Raw genomic sequence first — 26,161 nt, forward strand, 5'->3', positions numbered from 1 at the left:
GTGGCCCATATTTCCGAGCCCGGCGCGGAAAAGGTGAGGCGCCCACATCGCTGGAGGCCGTACGTCATGTTTCTGCCCCTGGCGCACCCTGACCGGTGTGGTAACGGCTTCGTAATGGCGGCGTTCGAGACTCTGCATGTACCCGGGAGGACAGAGGTTCTCCCCCGTCTCAGGTACACGGAGCAAGCACATGAACGCCAAACAGGTCCAGCGCCGCATTGCCATCACCACCCTCGCCGTCTCGGTTCTCGGTGCCGCCCTCACTGCCGGGTTTCTCGCTTCCGCCCGCAGCGCAGCCACCGCCACCAGCGGCCGTGACGGCATCATCAGCCGCTTCGAACAGGCCGCCAACCGCACCGTGACCGTGCAGCAGGCGACCGGTCAGCGCCGCGAGTTCACCCTTGAAGTGCACAAGATTCAGGCCGAGATCGCGCCGGGGGTCAAGGTCGAGCAGTGGGCCTTCAACCTGCCCGGCCAGCCGCCGACGGTGCCGGGGCCGGCGCTCGTGGTGAATCAGGGCGACCACGTGGTCATTCATTTCAAAAACACCCACGACCAGCCGCACACGCTGCACCTGCACGGCATTGACCGCCTCTCGCAGGAGATGGACGGCCTGAACGAGGTACTGCCCGGACAGGAAACCACCTATGAATTCGTGGCGACCGAGGCGGGGACATTTGGATACCACTGCCACTTCCAGACCTATCTGCACGCGGACATGGGCATGTACGGGGCCATCATCGTGGAACCGCGGGACCCGGCGGCCAGGGTCTGGAAGGGCGAGCATGCCATGATCCTCGACGAGTGGGACAGCCGTCAGGACCCGAAAGCGGCCGTGCACAAGAGCGAGCCCAATTACTTCCTGGTGAACGGCAAGTCGTTCCCGCTCATTCCTGACATCACCATCCCGGACGGGCAGACGGACCTGATCCGCATCGCGGATTTCGGGGAGGAGGTGCACAGCCTGCACATGCACGGCAACAGCTTCCTGATCATCGCCCGCAACGGCTTCCCGCTGCCTGAGCCGCTGCAGGAGGACACGCTGCTGATCGCGCCCGGCGAGCGGGTGGACATTCTGGTGAAGGGCCGCGACGGCGCCTTTCCGTTCCACGATCACATCGTGAAGGACGTGACCAACAATGGAATCTACCCCGGGGGGATCCACGTGATGCTCAAGGGCGGCCCGGCCGTGACTGCCTACGGGCTGCCGCTCACAGACCCCACCGACGCCCACAGCCACTCGATGGCCGGGATGCCGCCTGCTGTCGGCGCGGCCAGCACCGCCGGCGAAGCGGACGAAGCCTACCCGGACAGCAGCCCCGCCCACAACCACTTCTACGATCACCTGCCCAAGAACTCACCCATCAAGGTGGTAAACATCGTCAACTTCGGCTTCGATCAGAAGGAACTGCACGTCAAGGTGGGCACCAAAGTGGCGTGGGTGAACCGGGACGCCGTAGGCCATAGCGTGACGGCGGGCACGCCGGGTGGAGACCCCAGGACGCGCGCCTTCGACTCGTCGAATGAGGCGGGAGGGACGCCGGTCATGATCGCTCAGGGCAAGGACTGGGCGTATACCTTCACCAAGAAGGGTGTTTATACCTACTACTGCCTGCCCCACACGAACATGGTCGCCAAAGTGGTGGTGGAGTAAAGAGCGGCAGTTCCCGCCCGGGAACCCAGGAGAGGGCACCGTGGGGTGTCCTCTTTTGCTGGTCCTGGGCAGAACGCGAGGCGATGGCCGCCTGAGGGTGTGGGGTCGAACTGAGCTGGAGCATGTCCGGGGTGCCGGATTTCTCCGAGACGGTTCGTCCGCTGATAAGTTCGCCTTGCCCGTGTCGTTCCACGGCCAGCCTGCACCGACCGGGCGCACCAGGAAAGGAAATAGCGAAGCCTGCCCGCTTCCTTTACTGCTGAAGCTGAGCGTGCGCCTCCCGCAGCACGGCTGCGCTATGGTCCAGTGCCTGTTGCTCGGCGGCGGTCAGCTGTGTCGGCAGCGTGGCGAGAACGCCGCTTCCACCCACCACCCGTGGCAGGGCCAGTGAGGTGCCGTACTGCTCGCTGGGCGCAGAGACCGTCAGGACAGAACGGCGGTCGCGGAGGACCGCTTCGCTGATACGGGCCAGGGCCGCGCCGATGCCGTAGGCGGTGGCGCCCTTTCCTGCGATGATCTCGGCGGCAGCATGGCGGACGGCATGGTCCATCTCGACCTGCATCTCGGGCGACCACGACTGCCCCCGCGACTCGTAGAACTGCGTCAGCGGTAGGCCGGCGATTTGCACGCCTGACCAGGCCACCACTTCGGTATCGCCGTGCTCACCCAGCACGTACCCATGCACGTGCTGAGGGTCCACTTCCGCCCGCGTGGCCACCAGGGTACGCAGTCGCGCGGTGTCCAGCACGGTTCCTGAGCCGACGACTCGCCCTGCCTGGGCTGGCCCGACCAGGTCCACGGTCAGCTGGGTCATCACGTCCACCGGGTTGGTGGCCACCAGCAGCACCGCGTCGGGTGCAACCTGCACCACGTTCGGGACGACTTCCCGGAACACGGCGGCATTCCGGCCCAGCAGTTCAAGTCGCGACTCCCCCGGGCGCTGATTTGCTCCGGCCGTCAGGATCACGACGCTCGCGCCCCGCAGATCCTGATACTGCCCAGCGAAGACGCGGGTGGCGTGGGCGACCGGCGTCGCGTGGCTGATATCGGCCGCCTCAGCGCGGGCTTTCTGTTCGTTCTTGTCAACGATCACCACTTCGCTGCACGACCCGCGCAGCACCATGGCAAACACAGCTGCTGCACCCACATATCCTGCCCCGATCACGCCAACTTTCATTTCCATCCTTTCTGTGCTTCGGCTGCCGGTGTCGTCTGCTCCGCGGAAACCTGCCGCACGTCGAGCACCGCTTCCGGCATTCCAGCAGAGTTGTGTCCGGGCATGGTGTACAGGGCATGTTAAAGGGACGTCTCTTCAGACACGGTCAACCCCGGGCCCGATCTGGCCCGAGGTCTTCATTGCTGAGCAATGCGGGCGGCGTGAACAGCTGCATCTCACGCCACAGGCCGTGGACTCCCGTCAACCAGCGGCTCCTCACCTATGCCGGCACCTACCTTCTCAGTCGGCGGTGCAGAGATGCCATCCCCTCGGTTCCCTGCAGTCATTGAATCTTTACTCCTGCTGGCCGGAAGTTGACCGGGTTGCGATTCCATGGTCGGATGGGCAGGTATCGACAACTGTACCCGCGCCAAGCTTCCGGTTCTCCAGGCTCTGTCACTCAACGTGTGTCCATATCAAAGGTGCGTCTCATGCCCAAGACGAACATGGCCCTCAGTCTCCTGGTTCCTCTGATCCTCGCCGGTTGTGGAATGCCGGGTCTGCCGGCCAGCGACCGTGTGCCGCTGTCAGCCCCGGGGCAGCTGACAGCGCAGGCCCAGACGAGCATCCACAATGCCGATCCCAGTGTGATCCGGGTGGGCAGCACCTACTATTCGGTCGAATCGGACGGCAACAACATCTACTCGCGCGCCGCCACCAGCGTGGACGGCCTGGGGGCGTCGGCGCGCAGCCTGATCTGGTCGGCGCCCAGGAACATGCCAAACGTCTGGGCTCCGGAACTGGTCCGTGACCCCGGGACCGGTCGGTTCTACGTGTACTTCGCGTCCGGCGACGGTGGAGCCGGCCAGCGGATGTACGTTTCCGAGTCGGCGAACCCCGGCACCGGGTTTGGTGCGCCCCTGCAGATGGCGTTGCCGGACAACCGGTGGGCCATCGACGGCACCGCATTCTTCTTCAACAACACCCGGTGGTTCGTCTGGTCCGGATGGGCTGGGACGACCAACGGCGAGCAGAACCTGTACATCGCCCGCATGAGCAGTCCCACCGCCACCACCGGAGCACGGTTCATCATCTCGCAGCCGCGCGAGGGCTGGGAGCAGGCCGATCCCAACCCGCCTACCCGGGTGGATGAGGGGCCAGAAGCGATCATTGATCCCGCCGGGCAGCTGCACATCGTGTACTCGGCAAATGGCAGCTGGGCGGCTAACTACTGTCTGGGCGATCTGCGCCTCAGCGCGGGGGGCGACCCGACCAACGTCTGGGCGTGGTACAAATCCAACGGCTGTCTGTTCGGCTCGAACCGGTCCCTGATGATGGCCGGCTGGGACCCCACCATCAATGTCAACGGTCCGGGTCATCACAGCTTCGTGCTGCTCAACGGCGATCCGGGCACCAGTCCGCCGGCAGGGTCGAGCTTCCCGCTGATGTATCACGCGGTCCCGAAGAGCCTGTCCTACAGCTGGGGCAACCGCTCCTGGTATAGCGGGTCATTCATGTGGTGGGGCAACACCACCTATTCCCGCAGCTGTTGCAGCGGGCCGAACACCAACACCGGCTGGAGTCTGAAGTTTTTTGAATAGCCGGCCCGCTGAGACGGAGCAGTCCATCGGTGGCGCCCTTCGCATCTGAACCGGGTCTGCCGTTGCCTGCAGGTCCTCCGGGCTGTGGGCGTGGTGGTCTGACTGTTCATCCGCTGCACTTGGCCTGAACAGGGTGCGGAAACAGGACCCTACGGCGGGCCGCCCCCGATGGATCACCGACATCAGCCTCCAGCGTGCAGGAGCCCAGGCCGGGAACCGCCACCTCCAGCGGGAAAGGGGTCAGGTGCCCTCAGCTGGCCCCGACCGTCTTTAACCCTCAGGCGCTTACAGGGCGCTCCAGTGGTGGTCCGGCAACCCGTGCAGCTCACGGATGGCGACGGCCGCCGCCTGATGGTGCCGGTCCTCGTCCCCCTGAACAGCGGCCCGCAGGCTGTGCAGCCGGGCCTGCCACGCGACGTTCGGCACCTCACGGAGCTGCTCCTCTGCCTCAGCGAGGTGCGGGGCGGCCCGATCGGCCTGTCCCAAAGCCAGCAGGATGGCCGCTTCCTCCAGCGCGCGCAGGATCTTCAGGTGCGCCGGGAACGGCCGGCCATCCCGGGAGCGCGCCACCTCGGCCCACGCATCCTCGGGGCGGCCGGCGAGGCGCAGGGTCTTGGCATGGAGCACCGGGAACGCGCCGAGCAGCACGTTGTGCTCGACCGTGTGGTCGCGGTGGGCCCGCAGGTACAGGGCCTCCGCCAGGGCGAGGTCTCCAGACAGTTGTGCGACCATCAGCTGGGCGCTGAGCAGGGCGACGCGCTCACCATGGTTGGCGTCGAGCCGACCCAGATGCGTCTCGCCGCGGGCCACCACCGCCTGGGCGGCGGCCACCTCACCCAGTTCGCACAGCACGCGGGCGAGCTTGGCCATGCTCGACCCGGCCCGCAGGTGATCGTGTCTTCTGAGGTGCAGCGTCTCCGCCCGTTCCAGGTGCAGCCTGGCCTCGCGCGGGGACGTCGCACTCAGTGCGAGGCCGAGCCCCTCCTGCGCTTTGGCCTGCCACTCCAGCGACGCCGTGCGCTCACCCAGCTCTGCCATTGACCGGAGGTGCTGAAGCGTCTCGTGCTGCTGCCCGCGGACGAAGGCCAGGAGCGCGAGGCCCTCGGTGAGCTGAGCCTCCACCAGCCAGGCCTCCAGGCCCGGCTCCGCGCCTCGCAGGGCGGCGAGGCCCGCGTGGACGACCGGTTCGATTCGCGCCACGTCCATTGTCCCTTCGAGGGCCCGGTAGTCCTGCATGAAGGCCGTCGCACGTTCCAGCGGGGTGGTCGCCCGTTGATGGAGCGCCCGCACCGCGTCCACGTGCCGGGGGTCATCCATGTTCGCCAGCACCTCCGCCTGACGTGCGAGTGCGGCAAACGCGGTGGCCGGATCGTGGCCGGAGAGCAGGTCGGCGGCCCGCCCGAAAAAGCCCTGTGCCTCCTCCAGCCGGGCCGCTCGCCACGCGGCATGTCCGGCCTGAATCAGCCATGGCGCGGCCTGCTCCGCCTGACCTCCCGCCAGCCAGTGCTGGGCGATCCGTGCCGGTGAGATCCCTTCTGCGGCGCTCAACGTGCGGGCTGCCGCGCGGTTCAGCAGCCGGCGCACCCCTTCAGGCGTTTCCTGCCGTAGGGTTTCGGCCATCAGGTCGTGACTGAAGCGCTCGCCCACCACGATCTGCGCATTCTCCAGCTCTTCCCAGGCGTCCGCGACCTCCAGCAGGGGCGCCTGCAGGACCCCCGCCACCAGTTCCAGGTCAAAATCGCTCTGAAGCGCCGCCGCAGCCCGTGCGGCCTGCAGCGCCGGCGTCGAGAGCCGGGCGAGGCGGCGGGAGAGGAGACCCGAAACCTTGCCGGCCAGCGGGAGTGGCTGGGCCTCGTCGAGTGCCCCCCGTTCGATCATGTGCCTGACGGTCTCCAGCACGAACAGGGGGTTGCCGCCGGAAAAGCGGGCCAGTTCCTCCGCACGTGCGCTCAATCCTGGAAGCTCCAGGCTGCCGACCAGCCTCCCGACATCTGCCTCATCAAGCGGCGGAACGTCGATCCACACCGAGTGCCCGGCCGTCACGAAGCGCTCAAAGACGGCCCGCGCATGCGGGTCGAGTTCCTCTGCCCGGAAGGAGCCGATAAAGTGCGGCAGCCCGCCCGGCTGTCCGAGCGGAAAATGGTTGGCCAGCATCGCCATACCCATGTCGGTGGTCGCGGCGTCCACCTCGTGGAGGTCCTCGAACACGGCCGCCACCGCCCCCTCCACCTGGATGGCGATGGCTGACATCATCTGAAGCGCCTCGGTCATGTGTGGATCGGGACGGTTGCCGGTCAGGTCGGCGGGGACGCCGGGGACCAGAGGCGCGAGGGCCGGCATCACCCACCCGGGCACCTCGACGCCGGGTGGCATCCGGTCCAGCACGCGGCGCAACATCCGCGCGGCCGTCGAGAAGGGGGCGGCACGGTCGCCGGGGCGGCCCTCCAGTCGGAAGGCGACGCCTTTGCTGGCCACGAAGTCATGCATCAGCCGCGACTTGCCCGACCCGGCCGGACCGACCAGCATGATCGACTGCCCGCGCGCCCACGCCTGCTCCATCTGCGCCCACTCGGCGGCCCGCCCCACCAGCAGCGGTGGCCTCAGCACCGACAGCGGAATTCGGGGGGCGGCGGGCACCGGGGCACCGACGGCGCCCTGTTCGATCAGGCGGGCGAGGTCACGGGTCTCCGGCAGCGGCTCGGCTCCCAGCTCACGTTCCAGCATCTCCCGGCAGCGCTGGTAGGCCTTCAGGGCTGCCGGACGGTCGCCGGACAGATACAGCAGCCGCATCAGCCGCCGGTGGGTGTCCTCGGACAGGAGGTCCAGGTCCAGCAGACGGCGGGTGAACTGGAGCGCCGCCGCGAGATCGCCCTCCGCCTCCGCACGCGTGGCGTTGCCAGAGAGGCGCTCGGCCCGCGCCTGATCCACCCGCTCCCGCCACGCCAGCACCCACTCGGCGAGGTCCGGCTGGTCGTCGAAGGCGAAGCCGTCCAGCAGCACGCCGGTCGGCACGGCGTCCGGTGCGGGCAGAGAAGCGCCCACCTCACCCCAGGGCGCCACGTCCGATGTCAGCGCCTGGCCCAGCGCAACGGCTTCTCCCACCTGAACCAGGTCAGGGTGGTGGGTTTTCGCCACGCGGCGCAGCAGGTGAACGAGGTTGTTGCGGGCGCTGCCCTCGACGGTCTCCGGCCACAGCAAACTCGCGAGCCGCGAGCGTGACGTGGGTCCCTCCAGCGCGAGGTAGGTGAGGAGGGCGAGCGTCCGCACCTCACAGCGCACCGGCTGACCGGACGGGTCAAGGAGGCGCGGTCTGCCGAAGGCCGCGAGGTGCCAGACTGCGCTGTTCATGGACCCTGGTTATACCAGAGGAACGGGAGGCGGGCCGGAAAGGGGAGGGCCGCGTGGGGACCCTCGGCGCAAGCAATCGTTGTGTCCGCCGTAGCTGCTGGAGTCTATGCATTTGGGCTCGCCCGCAGCGTGCAGAGGAGGCGACCTCATCTCCGGCACAGACCATCCTGGCCATGGTGCGCTCGAAGGCGAGGGCGTCAGAAGGTCGCCTGAGGCGCCCGACCTGGTGGAGAACCATCAACACTCCCGGTGACTTCCCACACCGCTCCAGCTCAGCGGCGGGGGTGCACCATATCCACGGAGAGCGTCATCCCCGTTCCGGCGGTGTACTCCAGGTCGGGCACCGCCTCCGGGCCGTAGGTCCCGCCCCTTGCCTTGAGCCAGATCGGTCCCCTGCCCGAGATGGAGCGAGCCGTCACCGTATAACGACCCTGCGGCACTTCGAAGGGCAACTGCGATTGACGCAGCTGAATGGGCGCTCCCTGCGTGCCGTCGATGAGCGGTCCGGCGGGTGTCAGCGTGAACTCCACGTCGCCAAATTCAGGCATTTCCCCCGCGTCCGACAGGCCGAGCTGAGCGTAGAACAGCGCGCCATAGTACCCCCCTCCGGGCGTCTTTCCGGTGATCTTCAGGGTGAAGTTGCGTACCGCGCCGTCTCGCCCCATGAAAGCGGCGGAGTCGTCCACCTCGGGATACAGCGTGTGTTCTCCGCCGCTGTACCGCACGACAAGGTTTGCGACCGCCGTCCAGGAATTCAGGATCGGCATCTTCGACAGGTCGAGATCGTACCGACCCTGAGCATCGGTGGTCGTCCAGACCTCCGAGCCGTCAATCATCGTGTTATCGGCTCCCACACGCACGCCGTTCAGAGGAGCACCCAGCGAGTTCTTCACGACCCCGGTCATGTGAAACGGCCTCGCCGAGCCGGGAGCGGGGGAAGCCGGAGGGGTGGTACCGGGCTGCTGGTGAGCGGGAGGGGTGGTGGCCGGGGTGGTGCTGGCACCACAGGCGGAGAGGGCGGTGACAGCGAGCAACAGCAGGGCGGTGTTTTTCATGGTGGAATCTCCTTGGGCAGCGGTGGGTGCTGCGTCCAGTGGATGGAGCGTAGGAGGGTCCGGATGATGAGCCGATGGCGCGTCTCTGAGCCTGGGAAAGGGAAGAGGGGAGGTGGGTGTTGCAGGAGCTCTTATGACCCATTCCTTTGGGCCTGTCGGCATTCATGATCAGTATTCGGCTGCTGCGTTCCCAGAGTGAGCCGGTAAGAACGCGAAGTCGGATCTGGCTTCGAAGGCTTTTCCGATCTGCAGAGCGTCATCCTCTTCCAGCCAGGCCGCCCTGATACAGGTCGGTGTCCAACAGCGCGTTATCAGCGGCGCGCAAGGGCAACACACACGAACACAACAACCACTCGGGAACAGTATGGGAAGCTCATAATGTTAAAAAGACTCGTTGTTTTCTTGAGCGTGTATCCCGGTACATGCATCCCAGGCCTCGGCAGCACAAAGCAGATATAGCGCCTTTCTATTCCACTCCTGATCTGCCCGTTCAGCAACGCACAAGGTGTGAATGTGATCTTCCCGGGCAAGGCAACCCCCACAGCATTCAGCGCTCGAAGATCAAGCCTGGGTCGACTTCCTTTCCCAGGCTCAGCAGACGCGCCATCGGCTCATCATCCGGACCCTCCTACGCTCCATCCACTGGACGCAGCACCCACCGCTGCCCAAGGAGGTTCCACCATGAAAAACACCGCCCTGCTGTTGCTCGCTGTCACCGCCCTCTCCGCCTGTGGTGCCAGCACCACCCCGGCCACCACCCCTCCCGCTCACCAGCAGCCCGGTACCACCCCTCCGGCTTCCCCCGCTCCCGGCTCGGCGAGCGCGTACGTCATGACGGGCACCGTCAGAACCGAGGCCGGAGCGCCCATCGCTGGTGTCCAGGTGTTCGCGGACCACACCGCCTACTACAACATGAACGCCCTCGGCACCACGGACGCACAGGGCCACTACCGTATTCCCCTGGCTCATCAGCCGGGCACCTGGAACGCGGGCGCCTACATGCAGCTGAAAGTTGCTGGAGAGTCGTATGAGGTGCGCCTTTCGCCCGACCTGGATACGCCGTTTGATGGCTCGCAGGGCGCAGTGCGGAACTTTACCTTCAAGGCCAGCGACGCGCCGAGCGGCAAGGTGAACATCTATCTGGCGCACAGCAATGTGGAACTCGACTACGACACCCTGGAATACACCTTCACGCCGGATGGGCCGAACGTGCTGGGCGACACGGCCCCCATCACCCGCAAGGTGGTCTTCGGATACGGCATCAAGAACGTGCCGATCGGGCGCTACAAGGTCAGCGCCACCCAGATGCTCAACGGGGTCAAGCAGCAGATGCGGCTCCGCTCGGTCGATCAGCCGGAATTCGTGCCCAGCGTGCTCGCCCAGTTTCATGACGACGGTGACCGGTACGGCGTCACCATGGAACTGTACATCGCCAATCCCTGAGCTGCTCCTCCGTCAGGCCGCCCTCCGGGGCGGTCTTTTCTTGTTCCCTTCCACCATCCGCTCATCATCCAGCCCAGGTCACCCTGTGGCCATGAACATCAGATGCGCCAGACCACTGACCCTTGCCGCCCTGCTCGCCTCGCCCGCCCTCGCCGCGGGGTCCTGGGTGTCGCTCAGCGACCAGACCGTGCTCGAACCCGAAACAGAGATGCGGGCTCAGCTATCAAAGCTGACCACCGAGGCCTGCCGCCCCGCGGTGCGCGACGCCCGGACGCCGGGGCTGGCCCCTGGCGGAGGAATGAACGTCGACGAGATGATCAGAAGCCTGGAACAGACGCTGACGGCCCTCAAGCCCAGCGATCCGGCCTGGGCAGGGCTGGAACATTCCCTGAAGATGCTGCGTGAGCTGAAGGCGAAGGGCACCCGGGTGCTGCCCCTTCCGGTCCGCCGCGAACCCGGCGCGATGACCTTCGAGACGGCCATCGGGACGGCGCAGACGGTGGTCGGGGCGGCGGCAAAGAAGGCGACGGGCGGGACGTCGTCGGACGTCGCGGCGGCCCTGGCGGCGCAGCGACCCCAGGCGGCCCTTGCGCTGTTGCTGGCCCAGCAGCGTGCACAGCCGAAAGACGCGATGACACTGGTGAACCTCGCGGGCGTGCTGACCCTGTCGGGCCTGCCGCGGGAGGCCATCGCGGTGCTCGACCGGGCGGCGGAGCTCGGTGGCCGGCTGCCCTCGCCGGGTGGTGTGCCGGGGCAGGCCATCGCCCTGACCAACCGGGGTCACGCCTTCCTGGGACTGGGCCGCTGGACCGAGGCGCAGACCCCGCTCAAGGCGGCCCTCTCTCTTGCTCCTGACCTGTCTGAGGCGCGGATGAACCTCTCCAAGGCCCTGCTGTGCAGCGGTGACGTGGCAGGGGCGACGCGCGAATTGCGGGTGGCCCTGCGCCGGACGGTGGCCCCGGAGGCCAGCGACCTCATCGTGAAGGAGGACACCCCCGGCACGCACGGCGACGCTCTGCTGCCGCGGCCGCAGGCCCCAACCCGCCGCTCCGCACGGACCATCTTCGACCTGTCACGCGGCGCGTCGTTCGATCTGCCGCAGCTGAAGCTGCCGCACGACCGCAACGAGGCGATGGTGCTCAAGCCGAAGTACGAGGCGCTGGAGCGCGAGGGGCACGAGGTGCTGCGGGCGCTGAATGTGCGGGCCACGGCCCCCAACCTCTCCAGGCTGCTCGACGACGGAGAGCTGCGCTGGTACCGGCTGGTCAACGGTGCCATCATCACTTCGGTCTTCGAACCGGAGGTGTGGCCCGCCTACCAGGCGGCCTACAGCGCCCATTACGCGCTGGAGAAGGCGTTTCATCCGCTAGGCGACCAGCGCAACACAGCCGTCGAGCGTGGACTGCGCGCGCTGCCGACCCCGCACACCTGCGCGGAGGAGCGCAAGGTCTATGACGATGCAGAGCAGGTCCGCATGGACGCGCTGCGCCCCTACGTCCGGGGGCAGGAGCAGGCCATGGCCCGCTTCGTGTCCGCGCGGGTGAACTTCGAAACGGCGCTGGCCGCCAACCTCCCGGACCCTCAGGTGCGGGCGGCGAAGCGGGCGGCCATCGAGGCCTCGGCCAAGGCCTCCTTCTACGGCCCGGTGGTGTACGGCGCCCTCCTGCTGAGCGACGTCATGACCTTCACCTGCAAAGAGACGTTGCCGGACGTGCCGCTTGACCTCGCCGCGTTGCCCAAGCTGGATAACGACCCCTGCGGCGGGGTGCTGTCGAGCACGAAACTCAAGTCGAAGGTGCCGTCGTCCGCCCTCAAGGCGCAGGGGCTGGGCCTGAGTTTCGCCCTGAGCTGCAAAAAAATAGACGTCGAGCTCTCCACTTCGTCTCTGATGGGCACCGACTGGCTCGGCGCTTTCGCCTCCGCCAGCCTCGACTGGAATGGCAACGCCACCCTCTTCACCGGCGTCAAGGCCGAACTCAAACTCCCGAAGGGTGTGCCCGCCACTGGTGGTGTGGGCGTGAAGGAAGGAATCTACATCAAGTTCGGTCAGGACGGCATCCAGGACGCCGGCATGCGTGTGGAGGGGAAGGCTTCCCTGGGGGCGGGCCCGGACGCCTCCACCGGCGCGTGGGAAGGCAAGATGGAACAGGAATTCGGCATCGCGGCCGCCGCTGCCTACTGGCGCGAACGTTGAACCGAGACGGGGGGTGTCTTTCCGCCCCCCGCTGGAACGAGGGCCATCGGTGCGGCAGAACCTGCCTCCCCACACCGCCCGGCCCAAACCCTCCGACCCTGGTGGAACATGTGCACCAGAGGACCCTGTCTGGTCTGAACACCGTGAGAGGCCCGGTCAGAACAGAACCGGGCCTCGCCGTGTTTGGAGGGAAACAGGCACACACCTTGATGCGGTGTCCTGTCCGTGCCCTGGGCCATGGCGCTACGAACGCAGGGTTGCCCGGCGTGTCTGCAGGGGAATCACGGCCCAGTGTGGAGCAGGAGCTGCTGGCGCTCAACGGCCTGAAAGCCGACCGCCGCGTACACGCGTTTGGCCTCGGCATGGTCGTCCGCCACGATCACCAGCCGTTCGGCCCTGAAGTGCGTGCGGGCGTGTTCTCCGGCAAAGAAGGTCAGCGACCCGCACAGCCCCTGCCGCCGAAATGCCGGGTCCGTCCCCACGCTCTGATAGCGCAGCAGCCCCGCGCCGTCCGTGAACACCCCCAGGTCCGCTGCCAGCCGCCCGTCCACAAAGGCGCCGTACCACACGCCCAGCCCGGAGCGGCACATCTCGCGCAGGCCACGCAGCTGAGACGCCTTGAAGCTGCGGTAGCGTTCCTCGTCATGGCCGTCCTCACGGCTGGCGACCTGATTGTCCAGCACCTGCGCCCACTCCTCGTCGTGGTCGGCTATGGGCCGGTACTCCGCCTGCCGGTTGAAATGAGGTGGGGCCTGCAGCCTGGGGGCGGCCATCACCACGTTCTCCTCCAGCTGATAGCCGGCGGCCAGGAACTCGTTCACCTCGGCAGGCGTCTGTGCCGGCACGTCCCACCCGAACAGCCGGTGGGGCACCACAGGCGGCCTCCCGATGTGCTGGGCGAACAGCGCTTCCCAGTGGGCCAGGTCGCCCGGGCGGGGCGGCTGGCGGAAGACCAGCAGGTTGCCGAAGTAGTGAGCGGGGCTGCGCGGATTGGCCACCACGATGGCCTCCTCGAGGTCGGTCACGCGGCCACGGAAGCGGGCAAAAATCAGATCGGTGCGGTACCCCAGCGAACGCAGGTGCATGACAGGCCATCCTTTTCACGGCGCGGGCGAAGCAGGTGCCGCGCGGAAGATCGAGTGCGGCGAAGGCTTCAGGGGCGGATGAATTCGCTGTACAGGTGGTCGATGCAGTCGTCGATGCTGGCAAAGTAGCGGCGGTTGTCGAGCGTGTTCTCTCGAAGAGACGCGCGCCAGGTCAGGCTGCTGGGCAGGTCTCCCGGCTCATGCCAGACGCGCAGGACATACACCCGCCCCTGCGAAAGAGGGTGTGCAGAGGGGGACACCACGGGTTTCTGAGACATATCGGCTCCTTTCTCTGGCACCGTACCGGTTTCAGGATGATGGGCCGATGACGCGTGGGCCAGGCCCCCGGGAGCGGATGGGTGGAGGCCATGAATTCGACGCGGAAAAGAACCCGGCTCGATGAATGGCCCGCTGGAGGGAGACACACGCCCCGGGGTGCCTGGACCAGGAGGAAGGCGGAGCCCCGGGCCCGGTCCAACCTCATCGTCATGAAGACGGCGGCGTCAGAATTCTGCCAGGGGTGGCCCCCTACCCTCAGGGCATGCTTCAGCCTGTGGCGCACCCGACATGCGATGCTGATCGCCTCGCGGCGTTGGCGCGGTATGCCATTCTCGGCACCGCTCCGGAAGCGGCATACGACCGCACCGCCCGTCTGGCCGCCCGGCTGTTCCGCGTTCCCGTGGCGGCCGTGACCTTCCTCGACGAGACGCAGCAGTGGTTCAAGGCCAGCGTCGGCATGCACCTCACGGTCATGCCGCGCGCCACGTCGTTCTGCCAGCGCGTGGTGCAGCGTCAGGAGGTGCTGGTGGTGCCGGACACCCTGGCCGACGCCCGCTTTCAGGACCTTCCGGTGGTGGCGAACGCCCCGTTCGTGCGGTTCTACGCGGGCGCGCCGCTGGTCACGCCGGACGGCTTCACGCTCGGGACTCTGTGCCTGTACGACACCCAACCCCGCGCCGACCTGACCCCGGACGAGCGCGCCACCCTGCAGGACCTCGCGGAGAGCGTGATGACCGACCTGGAGTTGCGCCGGACGCTGGCGGAGCAGGCGCGCGAGCGACACATCCACGCGGCTGTTCTGGAGGCCGCCCATGACGCCATGCTGCTGCTGGACGCCGCTGGCCGCGTCATGGCATGGAACCCGGCGGCGGAAGCGATGCTGGGGTACACGCGCGCCGAGGCGCTGGGGCAGGAACTGGTGGAACTGATGATGCCGCCCGCGTCCCGCATGGAGTTCCGGGATGCGGTGGCCGGGGGGACCATGACTGAACGCCGCCGTGAAGTCCCCGCGCAGCGGCGGACTGGCGAAGGGTTTCCGTGCGAGTTCACCCTGTCACCCACCGAGGTGGACGGCAGCGTCGTGCACACCGTGACCCTGCGTGACCTCACGGACATCGTTGCGGCGCGCGAGGCGCTGGGTGCCAGCCATACGCTGCTGCGCACGGTGCTGGACAGCGTCCCGGAATCCATCTACGTGAAGGACCTCGAACGCCGCTACCTGATGATCAATGCCGCCGGTGCCGCCCAGATCGGTCTGCCGATCGATGCGATTCTGGGTCACACGGACGAGGAGGTGTTTCCGCCGCAGACGGCCGCCGCGTCCGCTGTGCGCGACCGGGCCGTCCTGGAGGGACAGGCGCTGAGCTACGAGGTGACCGATCATCTGCCGGGCGGAGCTGGCCGCACCTTCTGGTCCACGAAGGTGCCCACGAGGGACGCTGCAGGACAGATTTCGGGGCTGGTCGGTGTCGCTGTCGACATCACCGAACGGCAGGCGGCGGAAGCGGTGATTCGGGCGCACAACGCGCACCTCACGGAACGCATCGAGGGCGCACAGCTGGAGATCCTGCAACGTCTGGCGCGCGCCGCAGAGTACCGGGACGACGACACCGGCGAGCACATGTCGCGGGTGGCGGTGACGGCGGCCGGCGTCGCACGTGAACTTGGCGTGCCCGAGGCGACCGTGCGGCTGATCGAGCAGACGGCCCCACTGCACGATGTCGGCAAGATCGGCCTTTCGGACGGCATCCTCCTGAAGCCGGGCCGCCTCACGCCCGAGGAGTTCGAGGTCGTCAAGTCGCACGTCATCATCGGCGCGAACATCCTGGCGGGCGGTGATAACGCGCTGGTGCGCATGGCCGAGGAGATCGCCCTGACACACCATGAGCGCTGGGACGGGAGTGGCTACCCGCATGGCCTGAGAGGTGAGGCCATCCCGCTGCCGGGCCGCATCGTCGCTGTGGCGGACGTGCTGGACGCCCTTACGAGTGAGCGCCCGTACAAACGGGCCTGGACGCTCGAGGCGGCGCTGGAGGAGATCCGCGCCCAGGCCGGACGGCACTTCGACCCACAGGTGGTCGAGGCTCTCTCGCGGATCGTGGCCCGGAACCGGACATCCTGAACGGCCACGGCAGCGGGGTCCCCTGCGGGTGACGATCGTTCCCGGTCACGGTCCGCCCGGGTGTGGAGCGACAGGTCCAGTGTCAGGGGTCACTCTTTCTTCCAGGACGGCGGGAGCGTCACCCACGGCGGAGGAGTCCTCAAGGGGCGCAGTTCCACCCTCAAGCCTCTCCGCAAGGCAAATGGCATCCATTCCTGACGGACGGGTGACCACTGCCGGGCGCTTTGCGGGACCGCTATTTTCGCGGCACCACGGACTTCACCCTGGCCGGATTGAGCCAGTCCGGATGAGGAACGTGGAGGGCTGGCCACGACGCGGGCCGGTACCGCTCCGGCAGGTAGGCGCGGAGGGCGGCGTCTGCCAGCGTGTAGCCGTGGTTTTCCAGCACCGCCTGCTCTCCAGGCGAAAACCGGTTGAAATCGGTGCGAATCCGTCCGATCCGGTGGGCCAGGGTCTCGGCATATCCGAGCGTGAGGCATTCCGCGTCGGCCGGGAGCTGCCTGCGGTAAGCGTGCACGCTCCGGCCCACCGACCAGTACACGGCCGCGAGCGACCCTTCGGCCGTGCCGGCCAGCAGCCACCGTTTCCGCAGGTTGCGTGACTGGGCATCCAGAACCGTGATGAACCGCGTCAGGTGGCCCAGCAGTCCTGCCGGCACGCCGTACCGGAAGGGTGTGCCGCCGTCGCTGACCACCACCAGCTCATGGCTTTTCCAGACCGGCTCCAGGGCAAGATTGTCGTAGTTTCCGCCGTCGTTGAGCAGCACCGGTCCCTTCCTGGGCGAGAGGGTCAGTTCCACCGGCGCGAACACCGGCGGAAAGCAGGCGCTGGTCGCCACCGCAAACGAGAGCGGCAGGTCGAGGGTGCGGGAACGGACGGTGCCGGCCCGGTGCCCGCCGGTCTGCGCTCTGGTGAAGGTCCAGTTGGTGCCGTGGGTCAGGTCGGTGGCACAGAACACGAAGTTCGGGGCCATGGGCAGCTCGTGCACCTTCCGGGCGCCACAGTAGGCGTCCAGCAGCCGGGCCACCCCGTAGATGGCGGACGGCCCCCACCAGTTCCAGAGCAGCGCCCGGCGCAGCAGCGGCCCGGTCCGGATGTCCTGGCTGGCCAGACGGTAGGTCGGTTCGGCCAGCGTCTGCTGAAACGTCTCCGGGGAGATCGGCTCGTTAGCCGTCCAAGGCAGCTGGGCCATGCGGGCCGCCAGGACGCTGCCGCCCGAGACGCTCGATACGGTACGGAGCTGCTGGAGCAGCCCCAGTTCCTGCAGGCGTCGCACCGCCCCGAGATGGAACAACGCCGCGCGGTACCCACCACCCGACAGGCACAGCCCACTGCCAGCGCGGCCTCGTCGGCTGGCCGGCGTCGTCAGCAGGCTGGGCGGCTGCGAAAGAACATCGGTCATCCGGCGCAGGGGAAGGCAGACCGGCCCGTTGTATGACCGGCGCCGTGGCGCAGCGAGCGTTCTGTAGAGGTCAGCCAGACGGAGGCCGTGCGGATTGCCTGCCATATCGCTCTGATTTGCAGCATGTCTGGGGGCGCCGGCGCCCGGTTGCCGATTCCGCCGGACCGTTTCCGTGGCTCCAGTGGACGGAGCGGCGGAATGCAACTGGTGCTCGGAAGCATGCCCCAGCGTATCAGGGCGGGCATCCGAAGCCGGCGAAGGGGCCATGATCCAACGCGTGGCGAAGTGTCATGACAGTTGTGGGAGCCCAGGGTGTTACGGTGCTACGGGCTCATCATGCCGGTCGTTGACACGGCCTTTCTTTTGCGACCGGAGCCGTCGCGAGGTGGTGCGGCGGCGGGCAGGACAAAACTCCAGACCATGCTCGGGCGTCACCCAGCGCTGTGTGCCGTCTCCTGCAGCATCATTTCGGGCCGCAGGCGACGCCGGTCGCGCCGGAGACCCGGTGCAGCGTCTTCCCATCCACGGCATCCTTGACAGACAGGGTGTACGCCGCTGCCGGAGGTTCAAAGCCGTTGCGTTGGTTCAGGTCCTGCGGGCGCGGGTACGCCACACTCAGCGCCACAGACCGTGAGTCTGCCAGCCAGCACGCGCTGTTCAGGGTGCTCAGAGTGCCGTTCGGGGCGCTCGTGGCCGCCAGTTCCTTGATGCGCTTGCCCGCCAGGTCGGCCGCGTACACGAAAGTGTTGATCTGCGCGTTGCTGTCGTGCCGTGCCAGCAAGATCAGCAGCTTCTGCCCGTCGGGCGAGGGCAGAACGTCCAGAACGCTCCCCGAGAAGGTGCCCAGCCAGCCGAGCACCCGGACCTTCACGCTCGCCACGTCCACCTCGAACACGGCGGACGTGGTGGTGCCGGCGCTGCCCACACCCCACCCAGCGTTGGAGGCGAAGTACACCCGCCGTCCATCCCGGGTGACATGTGGAGGCGTTGCCGTCCAGCTCACTTCGTCCGCCTGCGCCTGGGGATCGAGGTCGGCCAGGAACCGGCGCAGGGCAGGCTGGGGAGCGTCCTTGAGGGCCTTGATCAGGTTCTGCGGCTGCTTCCAGGTGAAGATCTCGGTGCCGGGCCGGGCCCCCGGGCCGTACAGCAGCACGCCCAGGTCGTCCGGCGACTGCACGGAGCCGAGCATGGCGGTCACCTCCCCGCTCTGCGAAGTGCTCTGGTACAGCGCGGATTGATCCGGAAGAAAGGTCTTGCGCCGGGCCAGATTCCAGCCCGCGTTGCCCTCGTCGGTCCCGGCGATGAGGGCGTGTCCGTCGCCCTCCCAGGCGAGCCAGCGGGCACGCACCGTGGAGAAGGTGGGACCCGGGACCAGCGAACCCAGCGGCACGCTCGCCGTGTAGGGCGGGCGGCTCAGCCAGGGCCGGAGAGCCGGGACGTGCTCGGCATGGATGTCGGCGCCCGGCGGACCCACCAGAAACGCCAGGGTGCCGTCGGTGGGCGACAGGTCCAGCAGCACGGCACCGCGCGAATTCGGCACCTGCCGGGCCACCTGACCCGGCGCCCCCACGGTCCAGGCCGCTCCGCCCTTCAGGTACGCGAGCCGACCAGCTGCCGCTCCGGACGACGAAGCCGAGGCCACACAGAGCATGGCGAGCGCGAGACCCAGGCGCCGCGCCGTCATGCCAGCCAGACCTGCGTCCGGGGAGCGCGGCCCGGCGTGCGGGCCCGGCTCAGGACCGTTCCAAGTTCCTCGGCGAGCTCGGGGAGGGGCAGCAACTCCAGTTCCGGCACGGCGTCCAGCGCCAGCCGCACGGCATCATTGAGCTCCACCCCCGGGCCGGACAGCAGCGTCAGGAACCGCGCGTCGTGCGCGAGTGCCCGGGCGCGGCGGCTGAGCAGCTCGTAGGGCCCGGGGGCGGAACAGGCCGTCCCGGTGGGTAGATCGAGCGGCCGAGATTCATCGTTCAGCTGCGAGGTCCGTGTCATGCCATCAGGGTAGAAAAGACAGGATGATTCGAGCATGACCAGTGGGTTCCGGAGGCGCTGCCGGGCAGACACGCTGACCGTACCGGCGTCCTGGACGTGTTCGACAGAGCACGCCGCGCCCTGGGCATGGGGTGCGGCGTTTGGGGTGGGCTTCAGCATGAGCAGGGTTGCAACCCGCTACGGCTCCACGATCACGGTGGCGGTCATGAAGGGATGCTGGACGCAGGTGACGGTGTACGTTCCCGCCTCCTCGAACGTGACGGCGAATCGCCCGCCCTTCCGCAGCGGTGCGGACGACGCCTTCTTCGGGCCGTCTACCGTCACCGTATGGGCCACCATGTCGTCGTTGATCCACACCACCTTCGTGCCCCGGGCCACCCGCAGAACGGGCGGGGCGAACACGAAGCCGTTCACATGGACCTCAACCGTGCCGCGCTGCAGGGGGGCGTCCGTCGCCGCCGTGGTGGTTGCTCCGGCTTCATGGCCGTGGCCCGTCGCTGCCGGCCCCGCCGTGCCGTCGGCCGCGAGCGGGGGGCCGCCAACGACCATCAGGTGAATCCCGCCCGGGTCCACCCCGTCATTTGTTCCGTGCGGGGGGATGTGGTCGTGCAGCGGGAAGGTCCCGTCCCGTCCCTTGACCAGCAGGTCGTAGCGCTCGCCAGGACCCAGCAGCACCGTGTCGGCCCGGTAGGGCAACGGCAGGTCCTGCCCATCCTTGGCCACCACCAGGAAGGTCATGCCGTGCAGGTGCATGCTGTGGACCTCCTGCCCGATGTTGAGCAGGCGGATCAGGTGCACCTCCCCCTGCCCGATCTTCAGGTCCGGGATCAGCGGATACGCCCTGCCGTTGACGAGGTAGTAGTCGGGTACCGGTTTGTGGGGCAGCTGGTCCGGATCCTGGTGACTGTCCCACTCGTCCAGCATCAGCACATGGTCCTGCACCCAGGCGGGCTTCTCCCTGGGCTCCACGATGAGCGCCCCGTACATGCCCATGTCGAGGTGCAGATTGGTCTCGACATGGCAGTGATACATGTGGGTGCCGGCCTCGGTCGCCACAAAGGAATAGGTGAAGCTCTGCCCAGGCAGCACGGCATGAGAGGTGTGCGGCACGCCGTCCATGTCCTGCGCGAGCGAAGTGATGCCGTGCAGATGGAGCGTGTGGGCCCGGCTGGTGGTGTTGTGCAGCGTGATCTTGACCAGGTCGCCGACCCTGACCCGCAGTTCTGGCCCGGGGACGCTGGCGTTCTGGCCGGGGAACCCGAAGGCCCACTGCTGGACCCGCACCCCCGGAGCGATCTCGCTCACGATCTCGTGCACCTCCAGCGTGAACTCACGCACCTCCCCGGTGGCCGCCTTCAGGGGGACCGTGCCACTCGGCGCGGCCACGAAATCCCGGATCAGTGCGTCGCGTGCTGGAGCGGCGGACACGCCCGAACTCGAATCCGCGTGGTCGTGTGCCGGGGGCGAGGTCTGGGCCTGCGGCTGGCTCCCCATCAGCAGGAGTGCGCCCAGCAGCCAGGCGGCCGGGCGCAGGACAGGACGGGACCAGAAGCGTGGACGCTTGAGACGCATAGGGCACTCCATTCCGCTCCGTCCCATCAGGGATTTACTTGACGCTCAGGCCGGTCATCATGCCGAGCATGAAGTGCGGCGCATGCTTGGTGGCGCTGGGCAGGAAGCAGGCCACGACATAGTTGCCCGGAGCGAGGTCGAAGGTGACAAAGGCGCTGCGCCCCTTCGAGATGGTCTCCAGCCCGCCCGCGTCTTCAAAGGGGGGCTCACCCGCCTTGCTGGGGTCAGCGGCTTTAAAGAACGCTTCCACGTCCTGCATGGACTTGCCGTCCTTGATGCGCATCAGCATCAGGTGGTGGGTTTCCTGACCGCTGTTGGACACCTGCCACACCTGCTTCCCGGCCTTGATGCTGGCGGGAAGCACGACCTCATAGTCCTTGAGGGTGGCCTGCACGTCGGCGGAGGGGGCGGTCAGGCCGCTCGCCGCGCCGGCGACGGTAAAGGACCGGTACTGCCCCAGGTCGTACAGGGCCTTGCCGTCCTCGTTGGCCCCGAAACCGAACACCACATAGCGACCGGGCGTCAGGCTGGCCCCGAACTCGAAGGCCTTGCCGGGCATCACGCCGCCGCTGCCGCCGGCGAACTCCGCGATCTTCTCGATGGCGCTCATGTCCTCGCCGTGCGACGCCATCACCCCGTTGAGGGCCGTCTTCACGTCGGCGTCGCTCACATCGGACTTGAGCCGGACCACGACCGGCGTGAACGGCTGCTCCGCCTTGTTGCTGAAGGCGAAAGTGGTGTAGCCGGGGGCCACGCTGGCTGGCCCCTCCAGCGTGAAGGCCGCGTTCTGCTGGGCCAGGGTAAAGGTGGCGGTGTGGTCCTGCGCCTGAACGGCGAAGGCGGCGGTGCTCAGGGCGAGGGTCAGGGTCGTCATCAGCGTCTTGTTCATGGCGGGCTCCTTGGGTCGCCGCTTCGGGCGAACTGAACAGACCGTACCCGGCACCGGATGGCTGAAGGATGATGTGCGGCTCAGGGCAGGAAGGGGAGCCTCGAAGGTGCTGGGGCAAACGAGGGGCATGACGTCACCACGCCTGACCTGAGGGAGCTCAGGCAATGCGGTGCTGTGGCTTCAGGGTGAAAGGAGGTCTCAGCAGTGGCCAGGAGAAGGAAACGAGTGGGCCCGCAAGACAGGCCGGGCCGGGGTTCATCTTCTCTGACCGCGCGGCCCGCACCGTCACGAGGTGCTGACGTTGAAACCGGGCGTAACGGCAGAGATAACGGTCTCCCGCTCGGGCAAGGCAACCCATCCGGCCCGGCAAGGACGGGAAGGCCGAAGTTCACCCGCCCGGCGAATGTCGTGCGGAGAGCCGCTGAACCGCCTCCGGCTGACCTGCGGCTTCGTAGGCTGCGGCGGCGTTCCGGAGACACAGCTCCGCTTCCTGGGGCCGCAGGGCCGCCTGAGCGGCCCGCTCGAACCACACGCCCGCTTCCTGAAGCTGGCCACCGTCTCGCCAGTGCTCGGCCACCCGCTGCGGGTGCCCGCCGTGCCCGGCCAGCACCCGCGCCGCCGAGCGGTGCAGCAGGCGGCGCACCGTTTCGGGTGTTCCCTGCCACACCGCCTCGTACAGCAGATCGTGGCTGAACCGCTCGCCCGCCATCACCTGCGCAGCCTCCAGTTCCTCCCAGGCGCCCGCAGTGTCCAGCAGGGGCGCGCCCAGGACGGCCGCGACGAGTTCCAGCGTGAAGTCGCCGCGCAGCACCCCGGCGGCGCGGGCTGCATTCAGGGCCGCCGGCGACAGCCGCGCCAGCCGCCGTTCCAGCACCGACCCGGTGCGCCCGGGGGGGAGGAGCCGCTCCGGCAGGCCCTCTTCAAGCCGGCCTTCCTCGATCAGGAACTTGACCGTCTCCAGCACGAACAGCGGATTTCCTCCGGCGTAGCGGTACAGAGCTGCAGCGAGGCTGGGCGCGAATGGCAGCCTGAGGCTGTCGAGGAGCGCCTGCACCTCGGGCACGCCCAGCGGCTGAAGCTCAATCAGCACCGCGAGGCCGCTGTCCACCAGGCCAGCCATGACCGCGTGCGCCTGCGCGGACAGTTCTCCCTGCCGGAAGGTCAGCAGCACGCGGGGTTGCGTGGCCGCGGCTGCTCCGGTGGCCGCCCGGGCCGCGTAATACCGCCCGGATTCCTGGGACGCGTCGTCGTCGTACTGGATGTCGTCGGAGACCACCGCCGTCACGTCCGCGAGCGCGAGGTCGGCGACCTGAGACAGCGCCTCGTAGAACGCGACCTTGTCCTCCGCGCCACTCAGCGGCGGAACGTCCCCGTCCCGGAACTCCGGCAGGATGCGTGACAGTTCCCGCCTCTGAAACGGCGTCAGGGTCACGTGCGGCGCGTGGCGCAGCATTTCGCGGTTCCAGCGGGCGCTGGACGAGTACGGCACCGTCTCATCCCCGGGCCGGTGTTCGAGCCGCAGCGTCTTGCCCTTGGAGCGGGCGAAATCCAGAGCCAGGCGGGTCTTTCCGGCACCGGGAGCGCCCGACAGGTAGATCAGCTGACCCGCCTGCCACGCGGCTTCCATCCTGTGCCAAGCGTCTTCCCGCCCAATCAGTGCCGGGGGCCGGACCACCCCGAGCGGCAGCTGAGGCCGGGCCGGTGCCGTGCCGGACGCCGGCAGGCGGCCGCCCCGCCGGATCTCCCGGGCCAGTTCCTCGGTCAGCGCCTGCGGTTCGGCCTCCAGCTCCCGGCCGAGCGTCTGCCGCAGCCGGGTGTAGGTGCGCAGGGCGGCCTCGGGGTTCCCGGCGAGGTAGTGATGGCGCATGCTGCGCCGGGCGGCGTCCTCGGACAGCGGATCGAGGTCCACCCACCGTGAAGCGAGCGCGGCCGCCTCTTCATACTCCCCTGCCTCGTCCAGCCTCGTCAGCTCGTGGTCGAACGCCTCCCAGCGGTAGGTGTCGAGGCGCTCGCGCCATGCGAGCAGCCAGTCCTGAAAGTCCGGCAGGTCATCGAAATCCAGGCCGCCCAGCAGCACGCCCGTCACGTTCAAGATGGCGCCGTGCCGGCGGTGCTGCCGGTCGTGCAGGACCGTCACGACGTCCACCTGCACGTCGCCGCGCAACGTCAGCGTCTCCCCGGCCTGCACCAGCTCCGCGCCGATGCGGGCCTGCAGCCGCCTCAGCTTGTGCACGAGGTTGTTGCGAGCGGTGCCCTCCAGCGTGTCCGGCCAGAGCAGCCCCGCCATCCGCGAGCGCGATGTGGGGCCTTCCAGGGCCAGGTACGCGAGCAGCGCCACCGACTTGCGATCGGCGCGCAGGTCCTGTCCGTCCGGGCCGCGCAGGCCCGGCTGGCCAAACAGGTCGAGCTGCCAGGTAGGAAGTGACATTGGGCCTCAGGGTAGCAAAGGCCACCGCGAATCCGGGCGCAGATCGGGTGAAGCGGGTTCAGTGCGGGGGTTGAGCCTGCGCCCGGACGAGTGGCCTGGGAACGGCGACACGGCGGCCTCCGAACCTCGCGGGAACACTGCCAGGTGGGCCCGTTCAGGCGAGCTCTGTGGGCACCAGGGTTCAAACGACAGAACGGGCCGACCTGTCCAAGCGTCGGCCTTCTCTGTCGTCTGGGGCGATTACTGCATCAGTTTCCCGAGCAGGCTGGTCGTATCGGCCAGGGTCAGGCGGCCGGTCGGCACGCCCAGCAGGGTCAGCTGCGATGAGGCCGCCGTGCCCACGCCCGTCTTCGCGGTCGCCACCACGGTGCTTCCTACGGTCAGCAGCGTCTGGGTGCCCTGCGCCGGTGCCAGGTCGGCCCGGTTGGCACCCCGGGTCAGGGTGAGATTCAGCCCCTGGGTGACGGTGTTCGCCTGACCGGTGACGGTGTAGGTGCCGTCAATGACCCCGGCGTACGCCACCCGGTCCACGCCCGCATAGCTCTTGAAGAAACTCCGGACGGCGTCCCCCGGCTCTGCCAGCGTCGAGCCGTTGGTGGCTGAGGTCCGGATGAAGCCCGGCGAGAACAACACCACCCGGCGGCCTGCGGTGTTCAGGTAGCCCTGCAGGTTCGCCACATCGTCGGACGTGACGGGGCTGACGATGGTGTCCCCGGTGTACCAGACCACACCGCTGTAGCGCTTCAGGGTGTCCACGCCGGGGCCGTCCGGCTCGTCCTTCTCCTGCCCGCTGGCGCTGTACGGCACGACCGTCACGTCGAACACCCGGCCGGCCATCGCGGCGCGCATCGACCGGTCGCCGTCGGAGTCGGGGGCCGTGGAGTTGCCGGGCCAGTTGTTGTTGCTGCGGTCGTCGTCCACCAGCAGCCACTTCTCCACCACCACGCGGACGTTCGCGGTCTTCGTGACGCTGCCGTTGGTGCCCCGGACCGCCAGGTCATACGTGCCGACCGGGACGTTCGCGCCCACGGTCAGCGTCAGGGTGCTGCCCTCGGCGCCGGAGACGGGCGTGAAGCTGCCCGCGATCCGGTCCACGCCGGTGCCAGCCATGGCACCTTCCAGGGTCAGCGCCACTGCGCCGTCCGGATTCTGCGGCCGGGTCACGCTGATGCTGACCGTCCCGCTCTGGCCCGGCCCGATGTTCAGGGTGTTGGGCGTGGCCCCCAGGGTGAAGTCGGGGTTGCCGGGGGCGGCGGTGGTGGCGCTCTTCTCCAGCCCGCTGCTGGACCCCGCCGCGTTCACGGCCTTGATGCGGTAGGTGTAGGTGGTGTTGGGCGTCAGGCCCTGGTCCACCCAGCTCGTGCCGGTCGGGCTGTCCTTCAGGGTGATGTAGGCGCTGGCGTTGAACTTGCGCTCCAGCACCACGTGCGCTCCCGCCGGCACCCCGCTCCAGTCGAGCTGGATCTGACTGCTGCCCTTGGCGGTCGCGGTGAAACCCGCCGGGTTGCCGGGGGCCACCGGCGTGGGCGTCACGCCACCTCCGCAACTCGCCAGCATCCCCGTGAGCACCATCAGACCGACCGTTCCTCGTTTGTGCATGTTCATTCCTCCCTTTCGAGCCGCAAGGTACGAAAGGGAAAGTGGCAGGCCGATGGCACGCCCCAGATCCTGAGCCTTCGGCCTGTCCTCCTCTATGGGCCGTGAACCTCCACCAGAAGGGTGCCCAGCGGGTGTTCCACCCGGTGACATCCCCGTGACATTCCGAGATGACTACGGTGCCCTCACTTGAACACCGCGGTCCGGGCAGCCCCCACCGCAGAACGAGGATGAGGATGCGAAACACGAACCTGTTAGGCGCGGCGATGCTGGTGGCACTTCTGAGCGCATGTGGAAGCACGAACGTGGCCTCCCCGCCGGGCGGAACCCCGCCGGGTGGCACAGGCA

At 67.9% G+C, this 26,161-nt stretch carries 17 protein-coding genes; 5 read left to right on the forward strand and 12 right to left on the reverse strand.

Annotated features, from left to right (window positions below; all coding sequences use genetic code 11):
• Window positions 1–190 precede the first annotated feature (190 nt).
• Window positions 191–1,654 carry a multicopper oxidase domain-containing protein gene (locus ABOD76_RS21350; protein ID WP_350245381.1) on the forward strand — a complete coding sequence of 488 codons (1,464 nt, stop codon included), beginning with the start codon at window positions 191–193 and terminating at the stop codon, window positions 1,652–1,654.
• Between the two features lie 253 nt (window positions 1,655–1,907).
• Here ABOD76_RS21350 and ABOD76_RS21355 read toward each other — a convergent pair whose 3' ends face one another.
• Complete coding sequence (locus ABOD76_RS21355) at window positions 1,908–2,831, reverse strand: L-lactate dehydrogenase (RefSeq protein ID WP_350245382.1); 924 nt, start codon at window positions 2,829–2,831, stop codon at window positions 1,908–1,910.
• Window positions 2,832–3,301: 470 nt separating this feature from the next.
• On the opposite strand from ABOD76_RS21355, the gene ABOD76_RS21360 reads away from it, so the two are divergent.
• Window positions 3,302–4,411: a glycoside hydrolase family 43 protein gene (locus tag ABOD76_RS21360; protein WP_380129765.1), complete on the forward strand. Its 1,110-nt coding sequence runs from the start codon at window positions 3,302–3,304 to the stop codon at window positions 4,409–4,411.
• Between the two features lie 285 nt (window positions 4,412–4,696).
• Here the strand turns inward: ABOD76_RS21360 and ABOD76_RS21365 are convergent, their stop codons facing one another.
• Entirely contained in the window at window positions 4,697–7,759 is a 3,063-nt protein-coding gene (locus tag ABOD76_RS21365) for an ATP-binding protein (protein ID WP_350245383.1), read from the reverse strand.
• Window positions 7,760–8,031: 272 nt separating this feature from the next.
• On the reverse strand, window positions 8,032–8,814 hold the full coding sequence (locus ABOD76_RS21370; protein WP_350245384.1) for a carboxypeptidase regulatory-like domain-containing protein: 783 nt from the start codon (window positions 8,812–8,814) through the stop codon (window positions 8,032–8,034).
• Window positions 8,815–9,495: 681 nt separating this feature from the next.
• On the opposite strand from ABOD76_RS21370, the gene ABOD76_RS21375 reads away from it, so the two are divergent.
• Window positions 9,496–10,257, forward strand: coding sequence for a carboxypeptidase-like regulatory domain-containing protein (locus ABOD76_RS21375; protein ID WP_350245385.1), 762 nt, complete (start codon window positions 9,496–9,498; stop codon window positions 10,255–10,257).
• A 91-nt stretch (window positions 10,258–10,348) separates the two neighbouring features.
• Complete coding sequence (locus tag ABOD76_RS21380) at window positions 10,349–12,451, forward strand: tetratricopeptide repeat protein (RefSeq protein ID WP_350245386.1); 2,103 nt, start codon at window positions 10,349–10,351, stop codon at window positions 12,449–12,451.
• 281 nt (window positions 12,452–12,732) lie between these two features.
• Here the strand turns inward: ABOD76_RS21380 and ABOD76_RS21385 are convergent, their stop codons facing one another.
• Both ABOD76_RS21385 and ABOD76_RS21390 read right to left on the reverse strand, forming a co-directional pair.
• Window positions 12,733–13,536, reverse strand: coding sequence for a GNAT family N-acetyltransferase (locus ABOD76_RS21385; RefSeq protein WP_350245387.1), 804 nt, complete (start codon window positions 13,534–13,536; stop codon window positions 12,733–12,735).
• A gap of 68 nt (window positions 13,537–13,604) precedes the next feature.
• Complete coding sequence (locus tag ABOD76_RS21390) at window positions 13,605–13,814, reverse strand: hypothetical protein (protein WP_350245388.1); 210 nt, start codon at window positions 13,812–13,814, stop codon at window positions 13,605–13,607.
• A 263-nt stretch (window positions 13,815–14,077) separates the two neighbouring features.
• Between ABOD76_RS21390 and ABOD76_RS21395 the strand changes: the two genes are divergently transcribed.
• On the forward strand, window positions 14,078–15,937 hold the full coding sequence (locus ABOD76_RS21395; protein ID WP_350245389.1) for an HD domain-containing phosphohydrolase: 1,860 nt from the start codon (window positions 14,078–14,080) through the stop codon (window positions 15,935–15,937).
• Window positions 15,938–16,172: 235 nt separating this feature from the next.
• Here the strand turns inward: ABOD76_RS21395 and ABOD76_RS21400 are convergent, their stop codons facing one another.
• The 7 genes from ABOD76_RS21400 to ABOD76_RS21430 all read right to left on the reverse strand — a co-directional run bounded on the left by ABOD76_RS21400 (window position 16,173) and on the right by ABOD76_RS21430 (window position 25,816).
• Window positions 16,173–17,339 (reverse strand): patatin-like phospholipase family protein, encoded by a 1,167-nt coding sequence (locus ABOD76_RS21400; RefSeq protein WP_350245390.1) that lies wholly within the window; start codon window positions 17,337–17,339, stop codon window positions 16,173–16,175.
• A 463-nt stretch (window positions 17,340–17,802) separates the two neighbouring features.
• A complete protein-coding gene (locus tag ABOD76_RS21405) occupies window positions 17,803–19,023 on the reverse strand; it encodes a hypothetical protein (RefSeq protein WP_350245391.1) in 1,221 nt (406 codons plus the stop codon).
• Entirely contained in the window at window positions 19,020–19,328 is a 309-nt protein-coding gene (locus ABOD76_RS21410) for a hypothetical protein (RefSeq protein WP_350245392.1), read from the reverse strand. The genes ABOD76_RS21405 and ABOD76_RS21410 overlap by 4 nt, the downstream gene beginning before the upstream one ends.
• A gap of 177 nt (window positions 19,329–19,505) precedes the next feature.
• On the reverse strand, window positions 19,506–20,900 hold the full coding sequence (locus ABOD76_RS21415; RefSeq protein ID WP_350245393.1) for a multicopper oxidase domain-containing protein: 1,395 nt from the start codon (window positions 20,898–20,900) through the stop codon (window positions 19,506–19,508).
• 34 nt (window positions 20,901–20,934) lie between these two features.
• The gene (locus ABOD76_RS21420) at window positions 20,935–21,789 is read right to left on the reverse strand and encodes a hypothetical protein (protein WP_350245394.1); all 855 of its coding nucleotides are present in this window, start codon (window positions 21,787–21,789) and stop codon (window positions 20,935–20,937) included.
• A 388-nt stretch (window positions 21,790–22,177) separates the two neighbouring features.
• Window positions 22,178–24,217 (reverse strand): BTAD domain-containing putative transcriptional regulator, encoded by a 2,040-nt coding sequence (locus ABOD76_RS21425; protein WP_350245395.1) that lies wholly within the window; start codon window positions 24,215–24,217, stop codon window positions 22,178–22,180.
• Window positions 24,218–24,457: 240 nt separating this feature from the next.
• Entirely contained in the window at window positions 24,458–25,816 is a 1,359-nt protein-coding gene (locus ABOD76_RS21430) for a hypothetical protein (protein WP_350245396.1), read from the reverse strand.
• Window positions 25,817–26,161: the final 345 nt, after the last annotated feature.

Source organism: Deinococcus sonorensis KR-87 (assembly GCF_040256395.1).
GTDB lineage: Bacteria > Deinococcota > Deinococci > Deinococcales > Deinococcaceae > Deinococcus > Deinococcus sonorensis.